Annotated in this window: 15 protein-coding genes and 1 pseudogene; 10 read left to right on the top strand and 6 right to left on the bottom strand. The window is 69.1% G+C overall.

Annotation, left to right across the window (positions count from 1 at the left end; translation table 11 throughout):
- Positions 1-187: 187 nt before the first annotated feature.
- Complete coding sequence (locus tag ABZ463_RS38620) at positions 188-733, top strand: DUF11 domain-containing protein (protein WP_362784502.1); 546 nt, start codon at positions 188-190, stop codon at positions 731-733.
- Between the two features lie 170 nt (positions 734-903).
- Here ABZ463_RS38620 and ABZ463_RS38625 read toward each other — a convergent pair whose 3' ends face one another.
- From ABZ463_RS38625 to ABZ463_RS38635, 3 genes are all read right to left on the bottom strand, one after another.
- Positions 904-1,929 carry a DUF11 domain-containing protein gene (locus ABZ463_RS38625; protein ID WP_352014006.1) on the bottom strand — a complete coding sequence of 342 codons (1,026 nt, stop codon included), beginning with the start codon at positions 1,927-1,929 and terminating at the stop codon, positions 904-906.
- A 344-nt stretch (positions 1,930-2,273) separates the two neighbouring features.
- A complete protein-coding gene (locus ABZ463_RS38630) occupies positions 2,274-2,846 on the bottom strand; it encodes a MarR family transcriptional regulator (protein ID WP_352014005.1) in 573 nt (190 codons plus the stop codon).
- Between the two features lie 211 nt (positions 2,847-3,057).
- Entirely contained in the window at positions 3,058-3,867 is an 810-nt protein-coding gene (locus ABZ463_RS38635) for an acetoacetate decarboxylase family protein (RefSeq protein ID WP_352014004.1), read from the bottom strand.
- Between the two features lie 175 nt (positions 3,868-4,042).
- Here ABZ463_RS38635 and ABZ463_RS38640 point away from each other — a divergent pair, with 175 nt between their 5' ends.
- On the top strand, positions 4,043-5,407 hold the full coding sequence (locus tag ABZ463_RS38640; protein WP_362784507.1) for a glutamine synthetase family protein: 1,365 nt from the start codon (positions 4,043-4,045) through the stop codon (positions 5,405-5,407).
- Between the two features lie 61 nt (positions 5,408-5,468).
- Here the strand turns inward: ABZ463_RS38640 and ABZ463_RS38645 are convergent, their stop codons facing one another.
- Positions 5,469-5,669: a ferredoxin gene (locus ABZ463_RS38645; RefSeq protein ID WP_352014002.1), complete on the bottom strand. Its 201-nt coding sequence runs from the start codon at positions 5,667-5,669 to the stop codon at positions 5,469-5,471.
- A 128-nt stretch (positions 5,670-5,797) separates the two neighbouring features.
- Here ABZ463_RS38645 and ABZ463_RS38650 point away from each other — a divergent pair, with 128 nt between their 5' ends.
- The 3 genes from ABZ463_RS38650 (at position 5,798) to ABZ463_RS38660 (ending at position 9,265) form a co-directional block, all read left to right on the top strand.
- Entirely contained in the window at positions 5,798-6,421 is a 624-nt protein-coding gene (locus tag ABZ463_RS38650) for a TetR/AcrR family transcriptional regulator (protein ID WP_362784510.1), read from the top strand.
- A gap of 184 nt (positions 6,422-6,605) precedes the next feature.
- Positions 6,606-8,102: a hypothetical protein gene (locus ABZ463_RS38655; protein WP_362784513.1), complete on the top strand. Its 1,497-nt coding sequence runs from the start codon at positions 6,606-6,608 to the stop codon at positions 8,100-8,102.
- Positions 8,099-9,265 (top strand): polysaccharide deacetylase family protein, encoded by a 1,167-nt coding sequence (locus ABZ463_RS38660; protein WP_362784516.1) that lies wholly within the window; start codon positions 8,099-8,101, stop codon positions 9,263-9,265. Before ABZ463_RS38655 ends, ABZ463_RS38660 begins: the two co-directional genes overlap by 4 nt.
- A gap of 3 nt (positions 9,266-9,268) precedes the next feature.
- Here ABZ463_RS38660 and ABZ463_RS38665 read toward each other — a convergent pair whose 3' ends face one another.
- Positions 9,269-10,108, bottom strand: coding sequence for an SAM-dependent methyltransferase (locus tag ABZ463_RS38665; protein WP_362784519.1), 840 nt, complete (start codon positions 10,106-10,108; stop codon positions 9,269-9,271).
- A gap of 146 nt (positions 10,109-10,254) precedes the next feature.
- On the opposite strand from ABZ463_RS38665, the pseudogene ABZ463_RS38670 reads away from it, so the two are divergent.
- Together ABZ463_RS38670 and ABZ463_RS38675 are read left to right on the top strand one after the other, a co-directional pair.
- Positions 10,255-11,141, top strand: a pseudogene (locus ABZ463_RS38670) (helix-turn-helix transcriptional regulator).
- 81 nt (positions 11,142-11,222) lie between these two features.
- Positions 11,223-11,885: an HAD family hydrolase gene (locus ABZ463_RS38675; RefSeq protein WP_362784521.1), complete on the top strand. Its 663-nt coding sequence runs from the start codon at positions 11,223-11,225 to the stop codon at positions 11,883-11,885.
- Here the strand turns inward: ABZ463_RS38675 and ABZ463_RS38680 are convergent.
- Entirely contained in the window at positions 11,866-13,134 is a 1,269-nt protein-coding gene (locus ABZ463_RS38680) for a transcriptional regulator (protein ID WP_362784524.1), read from the bottom strand. The two genes, ABZ463_RS38675 and ABZ463_RS38680, sit on opposite strands and share 20 nt — an antisense overlap.
- Positions 13,135-13,528: 394 nt before the next feature.
- Between ABZ463_RS38680 and ABZ463_RS38685 the strand changes: the two genes are divergently transcribed.
- Genes ABZ463_RS38685 through ABZ463_RS38695 form a run of 3 tightly spaced genes read left to right on the top strand, consistent with a single transcriptional unit; the run spans position 13,529 to position 14,534 of the window.
- Positions 13,529-13,756, top strand: coding sequence for a hypothetical protein (locus ABZ463_RS38685; protein WP_362784527.1), 228 nt, complete (start codon positions 13,529-13,531; stop codon positions 13,754-13,756).
- On the top strand, positions 13,753-14,136 hold the full coding sequence (locus tag ABZ463_RS38690; RefSeq protein WP_362784530.1) for a hypothetical protein: 384 nt from the start codon (positions 13,753-13,755) through the stop codon (positions 14,134-14,136). The genes ABZ463_RS38685 and ABZ463_RS38690 overlap by 4 nt, the downstream gene beginning before the upstream one ends.
- 59 nt (positions 14,137-14,195) lie before the next feature.
- On the top strand, positions 14,196-14,534 hold the full coding sequence (locus ABZ463_RS38695; protein ID WP_362784533.1) for a hypothetical protein: 339 nt from the start codon (positions 14,196-14,198) through the stop codon (positions 14,532-14,534).
- The last annotated feature ends 440 nt before the right edge of the window (positions 14,535-14,974 follow it).

Here is a 14,974-nt window from a genome sequence, read left to right on the forward strand (position 1 = left end):
TGTCTGACGAACTGGTCTGCCCTGGGTGTGGCACGATGCCGACAGACTGTGACCGGGTGTATAACTCGTGGAGTTTTCCCTGTTCAGCGACTTGATCGGCTTATGAGTGAAGAGATCGAACGCCGTATGGCCAATGGCTTTGTTGTCTCTGGCCTGCATCCAGGGACCGGCCGAAGCGGAAGAAACCGTGCGCGCCGGTCATGAGGTGGTCTTCGCCATGACCATCAGGAACGTGGGACCCGCGGTCGCGCGCGAGGTCGTCGTACGCGACCCGCTCGACGACCGGCTGACGTTCCTGTCGGTCAGCCCCGACTCCTGCGGTTACCGGGACCGGGTGCTGACCTGCCGGTTGGGGAGGCTGGGTCCGGAGGAGGCGGTCACCGTCGAGTGGCGGGGGCTGGTCTCTCCGGACACACCGGACGGTTACCGGCTGCGCAACGTCGCGAAGGTGTCGGGCGTGACCCCCGAGTCGCGTCTCGACAACAACCTCGGGCGCGCGGAGATCACGGTGACGAACCGGCCTCCGCACGTCAGGAGGCCTCCGCACATCAAGAGGCCTCCGCACGTCGAGAGGCCGCCCCTCTTCGAGAAGCCGCCGCTCGTCGCCGGACCGGCGCCGGTGCCCCGGGAGGAACTGCCGTTCACCGGCTTCCCCGCCTGGCTGCTCGGCCTGGCCGGGCTGCTGGTCGTCTCGGGCTCCGCCGTACGGTGGACGGCCCGCCGGACCGGTTGAGCCCTGCCCTGAAACCGCCGTGAAACCGTCCTAGAACCGTCCTGAGACACACAGCAGGCGGCTCCCGACAAGGGAGCCGCCTGAGCCATGTCGTGGCCGCTTCTGCGTCCGTTCGGTCCGTCGGGCTCGCCGTCCGCCTGGGCGGACGGCGAGCGCTACGGGAAGCGGGGTTATCCGGCCCGCACGGACTTGGTGATCGTCAGATCGGCCACGGCGTTGGTCGGCGTGTCGATCGTGACGGTGTTGTTGTCGGTGTCGGGGTCGGGGTTGTCACCGGTGACACTGGCGGTGTTGCTGACCGTTCCGGTCACGGTGGCGTCGACGTTGACGTTCAGCACGATGTCCGTGCTTTCTCCGGCGGGCAGGGTGCCGACCGGGCAGGTCACCACCTGTCCCGCGGCGGTGCAACCGGACGGTGTGCTGGAGACGAACGTCAGACCGGCGGGCAGGGTGTCGGTGACGACGACTCCGGTGTCGTCCGACGGCCCGTTGTTCGTGACCTTGATGGTGTAGGTGCCGGTACCACCGGAGTTCAGCGTGCCGGCCGTCTTGGTGATCGACAGGTCGGACTCGGCGGCGACGTTGATGTTGGCGTTGTTACTGGTCTCCGGCGTCGAGTTGTCGGAGTCGACGTCGGCGACGTTGGGAATGACGGTCCCGACCGGCGTGTCGGGCCGGACCCTGACCGTGATGTCCCAGGTCTGCGTCGCGCCGACGGCGAGCGAGGCGACCGTACACGTGACGACCTGACCCTCGGCCGTGCATCCCTCGGGCAGCGGGGGGACGATCTCAAGCCTGGGGTCCAGGGTGTCGGTGACCACGACGTTGGTGGCGACCGAGGGGCCGTTGTTGGTCACGCTCAGCGTGTAGATACCGGTCTGGCCCGCGTTGACGGTGGCCTCGGGGTCGGCCTGCCTGATCCGCAGGACCCGGGGTGTCTCGCGCAACACCGTGCGGTGGTGGACGACCAGCCGGGCCCTCTTCTGGTCGGCGGCCGCCCGTGCGCGGTGCCGGAGCACGGGCCCCCTGGCCGTCTTGGCCCTCCTGGCCACCTTGCCCATCCTGTCGACGTGGGCCGTCTTGGTGATCTTGGCGATCTTGCCGGCCCTGGGGGCGCCGGTCGTGCCGGCCGCGCTCGCCGAGGTCGGGAGGGCCATCATGAGCGCGCAGGTCACCGCTCCCACGGACAGCCACACCGAGCGACGAGAACGCAGGATAGCTTTGGCGAACAATGTCTCTTTTATCACGGTTCTCCTTTTAGGTAATAAAGCAATGCATGCTATTTCCTTGAGAAACGCGAGGTCGCGCACCAGGTGTGGTGTTTTGTCAATGGTTTGTAGTAGGGGTTTCCGATGGGGTGGTTAACGGAAAGCCGCGATGGTCTTCCGTTAACTCCCCGAGAGAAAGGCCAGGGGCAATCGTCCCGGAGTGGCAAATAGGGCCATATCAGCCGGGTTTTGTCCTTCAGGCCGGAAAGCGCAAAAGGGCGGGGTCCCACCCGGAGAACGAGTGGGACCCCGCCCGAGGCGGAGCGAAGGGGCTACTCGGCGCGGCGGCGGCCACCGCGACGCGGCGGAGCCGGGTTCTCCTTGCGGAGCTTCGCGCGACGCTCCTCGCCGTGCTCCTCAAGATGGGTGACGATCCGGCGCAGGGACTCCGCCAGGGTCACGGCCTCCTCGGCGTCGAGGTCGGTGACCACGAACGCCTCCTCGTCGTTGAAGGCGGGGAAGAGCCGCTCCATCAGGGAGACCCCCTCGGGGGTCAGCCGCAGCAGGGCCAGCCTGCCGTCGTCGGGATGCTGGCTGCGTACGGCCAGGCCACGGGACTCAAGGGTCTTGATGATGCCGGTCAGCGTGCCCTTGGAGATACCGGCCTCGGCGGCGACGTGCCGGGTCTCGATCTCCTCCCATATCCACACCACCCACAGCACGACGAACGCGCTCCAGGTCAGGTCGGCCACGCGCAGGGCGGAGTTCTCCAGGTGCTGTCGTACGGCGGTCGCCGCACGGTGCAGATTGGAGACGGCGGCCAGTGCCTCGCGTCTGATCGGGATGCTCCCGAGGCGGCGGCTGACCGCTTCCTCGGTCTCCGTCAATGAATAGTACGCGGGCACGCGAACTCCTCGATGTCGTACGGCGGGTGGTGGCCGGCCGGGAGGAACAGATCCTCACGCCATTTTCGACGGCGTCACTCCCTCCGCCGGTCAGGGGAGCGCTCTCCTTTCCATCCCAGCGGATGTCCGCCGCGCACGTCAACGGACTGGCGCCGGATATGACAGGACCCGTACGGGGTTGCACCGTACGGGTCCTGTCATATCCGGAAGGTCACTCGGCTCCGGAGCCACCCGCCTGCAGCAGGGTGCCGCCGTTCCAGACGACGCCGACCTGCCGGTAGTAGCCGCCGATGACCTCCTCGACGCGCAGCGCGGACAGCTCCTCGGTCGGGGCGTCGAACAGCTCGATCTCGGCGTCGCCCTTCCAGGCCTGGCCGCCCTCGAAGGACTGCCCGGCGCTGGAGATCAGCTCGTCGAGGGCCAGGCCGCCACCCGGCTCGATGGAGGGCAGCCAGCGGTTGTGGGCCATCGGGTGGCCGTTGACGAAGCCGTTGGTCTCGCTGGGCTCGTTCAGCCGTACGACGGCCTGGGCCAGACGGCGGTCGGCGGCGGCCAGGGTGGCGCCGAACGTGCCGCCCTCGCCGATGCGGGGCGCGGCCTGGCCGTACGGGTAGGGGCGGGTCTGGTGGATCGAGCCGAGCTTCTTGGGGTAGCCCTGGTGCATGCCGCGGGCGATCGCGAAGTCCTTGTCCACCCAGATGTAGACGCAGCGGGAGAAGGTGCGCCCCTCGAAGGCGCAGCGCACCACGACGAAGCACTCCTTGTACTGCGAGCGCACCGGGTCGAGGAGTTCCTCCTTGCTTCCCGAGCAGGACTGCCAGTCGGCCCAGATGATCGCGACCGCGCCGGGGTCCTCGTCGGCGAGGGTCAGGGGCTCGGGCAGCAGCTCGGCCACCCTGGCGGGGTCGGTGCGATACTCGACGGTGAGCAGATCACCGGAGTAGTACCACGGCGGAGCCGGGACCAGCGAGGAGCGGCCGGTCGCCGTCTTGGGAGTGAAGAAGCCGCGCACCGTGGCCACGATGTCTCCTTGCCTAGGGAACGTCTTGGACTGTTTGGGGCCATACGATATGCCTTGAACTGCGAGATGTCACGATGGGAACGGCCGCCTTCCTGGCTGGAGCCTTGTTCCCCGGCTGTTCGAGGCGTATGTTTTGCATCCAAACGAAATCCTGGGACGAACCAAGGGGGACGCAGTGAGCGCGGAGTCCGCAGAACGGACGGTCGAGCGCCTGAGCGAACAGGGCATCGACGTCGTCCGGGTCGGCTACCCCGATCTGATCGGCACCGAGCGCGGCAAGGACGTCCTGCTGGAACGCCTGCCCGACGTCGTCCACAGCGGTGTCGCCTTCTGCCAGGCCGTCTACTACACCTCACCCCAGGGGGACACCGTCCCCGTCCCCGGGGGTCTGGACCGGGGCCTGCCCGACGTCTCCATCCGCCCCGACTTGGGCACCCTGGTCGAGCTGCCCTGGGAGCCCGGCGTCGCCCACGTCCTCGGCGACGCCTACGACCCGGCGACCGGCGACCCCTTCCTCGAATCCCCCCGCCAGGTGCTGCGCGCTGCCGTCGCCCGCCTGGCCGACCTCGGCCTGACCGCCCTGGCCGGTCCCGAGCTTGAGTACTACCTGCTCGAACCCGACCCCACGCCCGGCTCGTCCAGCGGGTGGCGGCGCTACGACGACGCCCTGGGCAACGTCTACGTCACCGGGCGCAAGGGGGACCGCCTGTCCCACGTCCTGCGCACGCTGCGCACCCTGCGCAAGCTCGACATCGGCGTCACCATGGGCAACCACGAGTTCTCCGGCGGCCAGTTCGAGATCAACCTGCACCACTCGGAGGCCCTCGACGCCGCCGACCGCGCCTTCCGCTTCAAGGGCGCGATCAAGGAACTGGCCCGGCACGACGGCCTGATGGCCACCTTCATGGCCAAGCCCTTCGACGACGAGGGCGGCTCGGGCTTCCACGTCCACCTGTCATGTGTGGACGCCGAGGGCCGCAACGTCTTCGCCGCCCAGCACGGCGACCAGGACGCCGAGCACGGCCTGTCCGTCACCGCGCTGCACGCCATCGGCGGCGTGCTCGCCCACGCCCCGGCCCTGGCCGCGCTGCTCAACCCCACGATCAACTCCTACAAGCGCTTCGGCCCCGACACCCTGGCGCCCTGGCTCAACGACTGGGGGCTGGACAACCGCAGCGCCATGCTGCGCATCCCGCCGGAGCGCGGCGCGGGCAGCCGCATCGAGGTACGGCTCGGCGACGCCTCGGCCAACCCCTACCTGGGCATCGCGGGGTTGCTGGCCGCCGTCTACCTCGGCATCCGCGACCGGATCACGCCCCCGGCCCCGCTTGAGGGCTACGGCTACGACGCGACCAAGGCGCCGGTGCTGCCGATGACGCTGCCCGCCGCGCTGGACGCCTTCGAGGCCGACGCGGAGCTGACCGAGGTGCTGGGCAAGGAGTTCGCCGCGGCGTACCTGGCCTACAAGCGTGACGAGGTGCAGCGCTTCTCCAGGACCGTCACCGACTGGGAGTTCCGCGAGTACGCCTACCACCTCTGATGATCTTCCCGTCCCGGCCGGACTTTCGCGGGTCACGCGGCCGGGACGGGGAGCCAGGCGGTCAGTCGTCGAGAAGCACCGAGATGGCTCCCGAAGGGCACAGCCGCTCGGCCCGCTGGACCGCGGCCCGCTGGGCGGCCGGGGGCTCGGCGTCGAGAAGGACGACGGTGCCGTCGTCCTCGCTCTGGTCGAACACCTCGGGCACCGTGAGCGCGCACATGCCCGCGCCCACGCACCGTTGCGTGTCGGTGTGGATTTTCATCGGATCCTCCAGTATGTGTGGCCCGTGCGGTGGCGTGGGAGGAGATCGTTTGTCATCTCCCATAAAAGTACATGTGGTGTAAGTTTGCAATAAGTGCATAACATAATTCCATGCACTAAGATTCGCCCATGGGTGAGGTCCCCGGGCTGCGCGAACGCAAGAAACTCCGTACCAGACATGCTCTGATCTCCGGGGCCCTACGCCTCTTCCTGGAGAAGGGCTACGAACAGACGACCATCTCCGAGATCGCCATGGCCGCCGACGTCTCGACACGGACGTTCTTCAGCTACTTCGCGAGCAAGGAGGAGGTGGTCCTGTGCGACGCCAGGGAGAGCCTCGACCGCCTGCTGCGGACGTTCGCCGAACGCCGCCCTGACGAGGGCCCCGCCGACCTGCTGGCCCGCGCCGTGGAGACGATCTTCGAAACCCTGGCCGAGGACGCCGAGATGGGCTGGGAGATCACCGAGATCAACCGCCTGGTCATGAGCGTCCCCTCGCTCAGGGCGCAGGCGCTGCTGCTGATGTTCGACGTCCAGCACCAGATGGTCGAGGCCCTCCAGGACGCCTTCCCCGGCGAACTCGACGGCGTCGAGGCGTGCGCCGCCGTCGGCTCCGTGGTCGGGACCGCCAAACTCGCGATCTCCATGGGCCTGAAGCAGGGCGGCCCCGCCGAGGAGGTGCTCCAGGGGTGCAGAAGGGCCGTCGGCCTCGCCCTCGCCGGGCTGCGCGCCGTACCTCCCTTCGAGAGCTGACATTTCCTGACCTGGGTGGCCGTCGCGCGCCAGGGAGCGGGAAAAGGCGGGCCGCCGATGACCACGGCATGACCCTTTCCTGACCGAGGGGTTCCTAGCGTCTTCCCTGGGCCTGTTCCGCGGGGAGTCGCCCAGGTGTTCCGCGGGACGGGCCCTCGTTGGAACCAGGGCGACGGGGGCGGTCATGAGACGGCTGGAAGACGGACGAGGGTGGCTTCGCGCCGGCACGGCCCTGGTCATCGCGCTCGCGTGCGTGCCGGGATGCGGGAGCGGCCCCGCCGTACCGGCCGGCCCCGCCGAGCCCGCCGGGTCTCCGCACGGGCGGATCCCGGCGAGGGCGGAGCCGAAGACGCCGGACGTCTACGCCCACGACCGGCCGGGGATGCTCAGCCCGGCCGTGAGGGACTTCCCGCCGCGGGTCTACGTGCCCAACAGCGAGAGCGACACCGTCAGCGTGATCGACCCGAGGACCTACCGGGTGATCCGCGAGTTCCCCGTGCACGGACGGCCACAGCACGTCGTCCCCTCGTGGGACCTCAAGACGCTGTGGGTCAACAACAACGACGGCAACACGCTCACCCCGATTGACCCGAAGACCGGCAGACCGGGCAGGTCCATCCCCGTCGACGACCCCTACAACCTGTACTTCACCCCGGACGGCCGCACCGCCCTGGTGATGGCCGAACGCAACAACCGCCTCGACTTCCGCAACCCGCGCACCATGCGGCTGCGGTACTCGCTGCCGATGCCCTGCCGGGGCGTCAACCACGGCGACTTCACCGCCGACGAGACGGTCTTCCTGGCCAGCTGCGAGTTCTCCGGCCAGTTGGTGGCCGTGGACGTGGCCGCCAGGAAGGTCCGCGCCGTCGTCGACCTGACCCAGACGAAGGTGCCCCACGGCCACCCGGACACCGACGGCGTACGGCACGCCACGGCCGACGGCCACACGACGTCCCGAGGGCACGCGACGGTCGGTGGACATGCGCGGGTTGGGCATGCGAGGCCGGGTGGCCACGTGATGCCGGATGGGCGGGTGCCCGGGGGGCAGGTGAGGACCGGGGAGCACGCGCCGGGTGAGCATGCGGTGTCCGGAGGACATGCGATGTCCGGGGGGCATGTGCGGGCTGGGCACGTGATGCCAGGTGGCCACGTGATGCCGGATGGGCGGGCGCCCGTGGGCCACGTGGCGTCCAGGGGACATGGGATGGCCGGGGTTCCGGGGAGCATGCCGCAGGACGTCAAGTTGTCCCCCGACGGCACCACCTTCTACGTCGCCGACATGTCCAGGAACGGGGTGTGGCTCGTCGGCGCGAAGGACTTCCGGGTGAGACGCTTCGTCAGGACCGGAGAGGGAGCCCACGGCCTCTACGTCAGTCGTGACTCGAAGCTGCTGTACGTGTCCAACCGGGGTGAGGGGTCGGTCTCGGTCATCTCCTTCGCCCGCCACGAACCGGTCGCCACCTGGCGCATCCCCGGCGGCGGCTCACCGGACATGGGCGGCCTGTCCGCCGACGGGCGCCGCCTGTGGCTGTCCGGCAGGTACGACGGGGTCGTCTACGTCCTCGACACCGCCGACGGCCGTCTCATCCGCAAGATCCCCGTCGGCGCCGGACCGCACGGCCTGGCCGTCTACCCCCAGCCGGGACGCTACTCGCTCGGCCACACCGGGATCTTCCGGTGAACGGGGAGGCCGTGGTCGGACGGCGCCTGGTCCTGGGCCTCGGGCTCGTCGCCGCCCTCGGCGGCGTGGTCTCCTGCTCCACGGGCAGGAAGGGGCCGGGCGGGGCTCCTGAGATGGTCCCCGAGGCGGTTCCGCGGGCGTTCCCAGGGGAGACCTCCCTGGTGCCGACCCCCCGGCCCCTCTCCGTCCCGGCCGCTCCGGGCCTCGCCGTGGGGCCCTCTGCGAGCCCCGCTGTGGGCCCTCGCCAGGCCGTTCAAGAACCCTGGCAACCTTTCCCCGACGACCGGCACCCCGCCCCGGGCCCCTGGCGGCCCACCGCTCCCGGGCAGGCCGCCTCGGATCTCCAGCACCCCGTCCGGAGATCGTGGCGGCCCGCCTCCGATCCTCCAGATTTTCAGAGCCCCGCCCCAGGCCCCTGGCAGACCGCCCCCGGTCCCGGGCAGGCCGTACCGGACCCGTGGCAGGCCCTGGGCATCCACCCCGCCCCCGCTCCCGGTCCCGCCGCCACCCCGGCCACCCGGAAGCGCATGTCCGCCAGGAGGCGGTCCGGTGCCGGGCGCATGGCCCGCGAGGTGAGCAACGGTCCCCGGGACCGGCCGAAGGTCGCGCTGACCTTCCACGGCGCCGGACCGGCCGACCTGGCCGAACGCGTCCTGTCCGAGGCCGAACGGCACGGCGCCCACCTGACGGTCCTCGCGGTCGGCGACTGGCTCGCCCGGCATCCCCGGATGGCCCGGCGCGTCCTGGCCGGTGGCCACGACCTGGGCAACCACACCGAGCACCACCTGGACATCTCCTCGATGGGGGAGCGCGAGGCCTACGACGAGATCGCCCGGTGCGCCGCCAGGCTGCGCCGCCTCACCGGGACGATCGGCTCCTACTTCAGGCCGTCGAGAGCCCACCACGCCACACCCATGGTCCGCGAACTCGCGGCCCGCGTCGGCTACCGGACCTGCCTGTCCTACGACGTGGACTCCGACGACCACAACGACCCCGGAGTCGCGACCGTCACGGCCAACGTCCTGGACACCGTACGGCCGGGCTCGATCGTCAGCCTGCACCTGGGCCACCCAGGTACGGCGGAGGCGATGCCCCACATCCTCAGGGGCCTTGCCCGCCGCCGCCTCAACCCGGTGACCGTCACCGACCTCCTCGCCCTCTGACGGTCAGGGCTTTCTGGCGAGGGCACCGTACTGGGAGATCCGGGTGGGGACCGCACCGATCTCGGGGAGATCGGGGCGCCACAGGGAGCACGAGACCAGGCCGGGGTCGAGGATGTCGAGACCGTCGAAGAAGCGGGCGATCTCCTCGCCGCTGCGGGCGGTGATCGGGGGCGTGGCGTGCTCGTTCCAGAACCGCATCGCCTCGACGTTCGCCTCCCCGCCCAGTTCCAGGGTCGGGTGGGTGAGCACCAGGTAGCTGCCCGAGGGCACCGCCGCCATCAGCCCGCGCACGATGGCCAGCGCCTCGTCGGTGTCGAGGATGAAGTTCAGGATGCCCAGCAGCATGACCGCGACGGGCCGGTCGAGCTCCAGCGTCCTGGCGGCCTCGCGCAGGATCTTCGCGGTGTCGCGGGCGTCGGCGTCGATGTAGTCGGTCGCGCCCTCGGGCGTGCTCGTCAGCAGGGCGCGGGCGTGCACCAGCACGAGGGGGTCGTTGTCGACGTAGACGATCCGCGACTCGGGGGCGAGGCGCTGGGCGACCTCGTGGGTGTTGTCCACGGTCGGCAGGCCGGTCCCGACGTCGAGGAACTGCCTGACGCCCGCCTGCCCGGCGAGGTGGCTGACCACGCGGCCGAGGAAGGCGCGGTCGGCGCGGGCGACGTGCACGATGTTCGGGAACATGCCGAAGACCCGTTCGCCGACCTCACGGTCCGCCGGGTAGTGGTCCTTACCGCCAAGCCAGTAGTTCCAGACCCTGGCGTTGTGCGCGACCCCGGGGTTCAGCCTGCTGGCCTCGGAGAAACCCGTCCTGTCGTCCACAAGCTCTCCCTGCTCCCGCGTCATGACGCCTCCGTCATGATCATTAGGATGATAATGAACACTTGGTTCCATGGATTCATCCCCCTGTGCCGGACCTGTCCGGCATGTAAAGCTTGGACCCGGCCGTACATCCTGAATAGGGAGCGAGCGTGCGTACTGTTCGGACGAGCATGACCTCGTCGGAGGAGAACCTCACGCCTGACTACCGGCGGACGGGACCAACGGTGGCGCGGATGCTGGTCGGCGCGCAGCTGCGCCGGCTGCGCGAGGCCAGGGGCGTCACCCGCGAGGAGGCCGGGGAGTACATCCGGGCCTCGCACTCCAAGATCAGCAGGCTGGAGCTCGGCCGTACCAGCTTCAAACGGCGTGACGTGGCCGACCTCCTCACCCTGTACGGCGTGGCGGGCGAGGCCGAGCGCGCGACGCTGCTCTCGCTGGCCGAGCAGGCGAACTGCCGGGGTGGTGGCAGGACTACCACGACGTGGTACCCGACTGGTTCGAGGCCTTCCTCGGCCTCGAACAGGCCGCGAGCGTCATCCGCAGCTACGAGGTCCAGTTCGTCCCCGGCCTGTTGCAGACCGAGGGCTACGCGCGGGCCGTCGTCCAGCTCGGCCGTCGCGACGTCAGCCCCCTGGAGGCCGAAAGGCGGGTGGCCCTGCGGCTGCGGCGCCAAGAACTGCTGCTCCGGAGGAACCCGCCGAAGCTGTGGATGGTGATCGACGAGGCCGCGCTACGCCGTCTCATCGGCGGCTCCGTGACGATGCGCGCCCAGATCGAGCACCTCATCCGCCTGTCCGCACTGCCCCACGTCACCCTGCAGATCATGCCGTTCCACATGGGAGGACACGCCTGCGCGGCGGGCCCCATCACGATCCTGCGCTTCCCCGAGGGGGAACTGCCCGACGTGGTCTACCTCGAACAACTCGCCGGTGCCCTCTACCTGGACAAACCTTCGGAGACCGAGAAGTACTGGCACGTCATGAACAGCCTCGACATAGAAGCCGAACAACCGAACGCGACCCCGGTGATCCTGGAGCGAATCCTCAAGGAACTGTGAGGGCTTCGGGCTTTCGCTGAGGGTGTGTTTCTGTCGTCTTCATGTCCGCTTGCGCGGGAAGGGGCGTCGTAGGCTGCGGGCATGATTCGCGCGGTGGTGTTCGATGTCGGTGAGTGCCTGGTGGACGAGAGCCGTGAGTACGGCACCTGGGCGGACTGGCTCGGTGTTCCCCGGCATACCTTCAGTGCCGTGTTCGGTGCGGTGATCGCTCAGGGGCGTGATTACCGGGAGACCTTCCAGGTGTTTCGTCCAGGGTTCGACCTGGACAAGGAGCGGGAGGTTCGTGCGGCGGCGGGCCGGGCGGAGACCTTCGGTGAGGAGGATCTCTACCCGGATGTACGGCCCGCGCTGGCGGCGTTGCGCGAGGCCGGTCTGTGGCTGGGGATCGCCGGTAACCAGACCGTGCGGGCCGGTCGCATCCTGCGTGAGCTGTTCGCCAAGGACGTGGACCTGATCGGCACCTCCGACGACTGGGGGGCGGCCAAACCTGACCCGTTGTTCTTCACGCGGCTGGCTGAGATGGTGCCGTTCGCGGCCGGGGAGATCTTGTATGTGGGGGATCGCCTGGACAACGACATCCGCCCGGCGGTGGCGGCGGGGATGAGGACCGCGCTGGTCAGGCGCGGCCCGTGGGGGACCATCCAGCAGGCCGATCCGGAGGCCGCCCGGCTGCCCAGCCTGCGCCTTGACTCCCTGGCCGACCTGCTGGGCGGGATAGAGACGCTCAACGCTGAAGCGCGATGAGGGTGGTGCGCCACTCGTACAGGTGATCGTCCAGTTGGAGAACGCAGTCGAGGTCGGCCCATCGTTCGAGGGCTCGCCGTACCTCGCGGACGCGTTCCATTCCTGTGGCATACCAGGTGATCGACAGTTGGTCGAGGGCTTCGCCGGCGTGGGCGCATGCGGCTTCGGGGTTGCCTTCGGCGGCCTCGACGGCGGCCAGGTCGCCCAGGACGACGGTGCGCTGTTTCCTGGCCTCGTCGGGCAGTTCGTCCAGAACGTGAAGAAGGGTCTGGCGGGCCTGGGGAAGGTGGCCTGCTTTGAGCTGGGTGTTGCCTTTGAAGGAGGCCAGACGGATCGGTGAGAACCAGTCGAACCACTCCGGCAGCGGGGTTTCGTCAGCGTCGGCCAGGGCGTCTTCTGCCTTGGTGATGACGCGTAGTGCTTCCCGGTGCTTGCCGCATCGTGTCTCACATTCCGCTTCGACCGCGTACAGCCAGGCCGTGAAGAGCGCGGGTGTGGAACCCGCACGTCGCATGTAGGCACGGGCGGCGCGGAGTCGTTCGGCGGCTCCGTCCCGGTCTCCTGCCCAGCCGGGCACGAAGGCGGCGTGGCCCAGGATGGCGGCGCCGAGCAGTTGGTCGTCGGCGGCTCCGGCCGCCTGCAGAGCTTCGACGAACCTGGCGTCGGCCTCGTTCGGCTGGCGCAGGTCGAAGAACTCGATGCGGCCCACCAGCAGGAGGGACTCGGCCAGGGCTGTGGCGAGGACGCGTCGGGGCGCGCCGCTCATCTCGCTGAGCAGCTGGGTGCCGAATCGTGTGTGTTCTGTCGCTGCGGCGCGGATCAGGGGTGGTTGGACGCGCCAGTACAGCCGTCTGTGCGCCTTGGTCACAGAGGCGTAGTCCACTGCGATCGACGCCGGTTGGGTCGTGGTCGTCGGAGATGGCAGAGGCAGCGGTGGGGTGACCGACATGGTGGTCGAGGTTCGGGGCGTTGCGTTCTGCCGTTCGGGTTGGGCGCCCCAGGGCGGGGTGAATCCCAGCTGCGAGATCGGCAGCCCGAGGATGTGCTCAAGTAGGCGCTGGTGAACGGCGTGTGGCCATGGCGGGTTGGCGCTCTCCCAGCGGCGTACCTGTCGAAGGCTCACCTCGGTGTGGTCCACGCCGAGTTCGCTTCCGGCGCGGGCGAGCGCGTCCACCAGGGCTTGTTGTGAGGCGTATCCGGCGTGCTGGCGGGCTGCTTTGAGGTGAACGTTGCCGGACTCTCGCGGCATGACGGCCTCCAACCTTGAGCTACTACAGGACTTCAGAGTACAAAAAAGGCTACCTGAGGGGTAGCTAGCTGCGCATATTCGCTGGCTACGTCCTTTAAGAGTCCTCTGAAAGTCCTCTAGATGGCCTTCTCTGGGTCGTGTGGCTGCCTCACCATTACAGACGACGAGCTCAGGCATCCATTTATGGGTTGGCCTGCCGGTAGCGGTCTTGCGCGCGGTCCATACCGCCGACGTGAAAGGCCTGCCAGGGCAGCAACGTGGATACCTGACCCCTGCAACAGCCACAAGCTCTACCGAACAAAGGGACTCCAGGTCCCTACTGCCCGCAGGCGGACCCGCCCGGTGGCCGGACCGCCGGAACGAGTTCTTGATCAGAACAAGGGAGGCCCGAGCCGTGCACGAAGGCAAGTCCGAAACGGCCGCACCGGCGATCCCGGGGTGGCGGTTGATCATCAGCGACGCCGGACGGTTCTGGGCGATCCGCAATCGGGCGTTCCCGCGTACGGCATTGCGCGCTGGGGCCGAGCCGACCGTGGACGCCGACACCTTCGAGCAGGTCCAGGAGGCCGTGGCCGCGCAGGAGGAGAAGGCTCGCGACGCTGTTGCGGGGGTGGTTTCGTGACCGGGCGGCATCGGGATGGCCTGCCGTACGCGCCGGTGTATCGGCGGGTGTGGGACGGGCCTGCGCGGGCTGAGGCCGAGCGGATCGATCAGGTGTGGGCCGAGTGGACGGTGCTCTACAGCCTGGGGCGACGGTCCTTCTACGCCATGGCCGCCTGGGACGGCCCGCGTCCGGTGATCGTCGAGGACGTCACAGGCGACGGGTTGGAGGAGCGGATGCGGGAGGCGGAGATGATCCGGGCGATGCGGCTCGCGGCTTCCACGTCGAAGTCTTCCCCGGCGCCGGTTCGTGGTGGGGCTTCCCGTAGGAGGGGTGGGGCGCTCGGTGAGGAGTCGGCGTTCGCTGGGGGACGGCGTTCGCCGGGTGGGAGGGCGGCATGATGCTCCCGGCCTGGGTTCCTCGTCAAGTTTCTGAGTTTTCAGATCGAGCCTGTAACTCCGTGCAGACGGCTCACCCGGACTGGCTCGTCTTCCACAGCTCGCGGTCCGGCCTGTGGAGCGCCTACCGAAGCGTCCTGCCCGGCAGGCCGTACCCCGGAAAGGTGCTGTTGGTGCGGGCCGAGTCCGCCGAGGAGCTGGACCGTAAGTTGAGCGCCCAGGTGTCTCCGGTGGTGCCGCCGAGCATCCAGGCCGTCGCCGTCGCCCGCGCCCTCCAGTCCGCTCGGGTCAGGCAGTTGGCGAGGGCATCCGGTCTGGTCCAGGCCGCTCGAACCGTACGGACCGGTCAGGGCGCCGCGCTGGATCGTCCCACCGGACTGCGCAGGTTGCTGCGCTCGTGAAGCCGGTACGGCGGGCGGTGGAAATTCATCCCACCCGCTGCTCGCCGTACCCCATGAACGTGCGGTCCAGGTAGGAGGGACCTGGACCGCACATCTTCGCAAGGCGGCTCCCATGCACGTTCTGAGCGTGTTGGGGAAGGGGAGTCGTCTGGCGCACCGGCCCCGCATCGGGGCCGGTCCTCCTCCAGGGTGCCCGGCCGTCGTGCTCCCCGGCTCGGGGTCGGGCACCCGCCCTCACTTCTTCGACTCTTCCTCGGCTCCCGGAACACCTCTGGAACAACCCCGGGAGGCTCTCGGAACAACTCCCGGAATCAGGGACGACCATGACCGAGTACGAACGCCGGTTGATCGACCTGCTCACCAGCACCCACCCCGCCTGGCGCTACGAACACCTCCACCTGCCCGGCCTGCCCCGATGGTGGGCCATTCGCTACAAGCCG

It is taken from the genome of Streptosporangium sp. NPDC020145 (assembly GCF_040631275.1).
In the GTDB taxonomy this organism is placed as follows: Bacteria; Actinomycetota; Actinomycetes; order Streptosporangiales; family Streptosporangiaceae; genus Streptosporangium.

What these genes read in the sequence shown, in the direction of transcription:
- ABZ463_RS38645 (WP_352014002.1), bottom strand. Translation starts at nt 5,669, where the DNA reads ATGAAAATCCACACCGACACGCAACGGTGCGTGGGCGCGGGCATGTGC.
- ABZ463_RS38650 (WP_362784510.1), top strand. Translation starts at nt 5,798, where the DNA reads ATGGGTGAGGTCCCCGGGCTGCGCGAACGCAAGAAACTCCGTACCAGA.
- ABZ463_RS38655 (WP_362784513.1), top strand. Translation starts at nt 6,606, where the DNA reads ATGAGACGGCTGGAAGACGGACGAGGGTGGCTTCGCGCCGGCACGGCC.
- ABZ463_RS38665 (WP_362784519.1), bottom strand. Translation starts at nt 10,108, where the DNA reads ATGACGCGGGAGCAGGGAGAGCTTGTGGACGACAGGACGGGTTTCTCC.
- ABZ463_RS38675 (WP_362784521.1), top strand. Translation starts at nt 11,223, where the DNA reads ATGATTCGCGCGGTGGTGTTCGATGTCGGTGAGTGCCTGGTGGACGAG.
- ABZ463_RS38680 (WP_362784524.1), bottom strand. Translation starts at nt 13,134, where the DNA reads ATGCCGCGAGAGTCCGGCAACGTTCACCTCAAAGCAGCCCGCCAGCAC.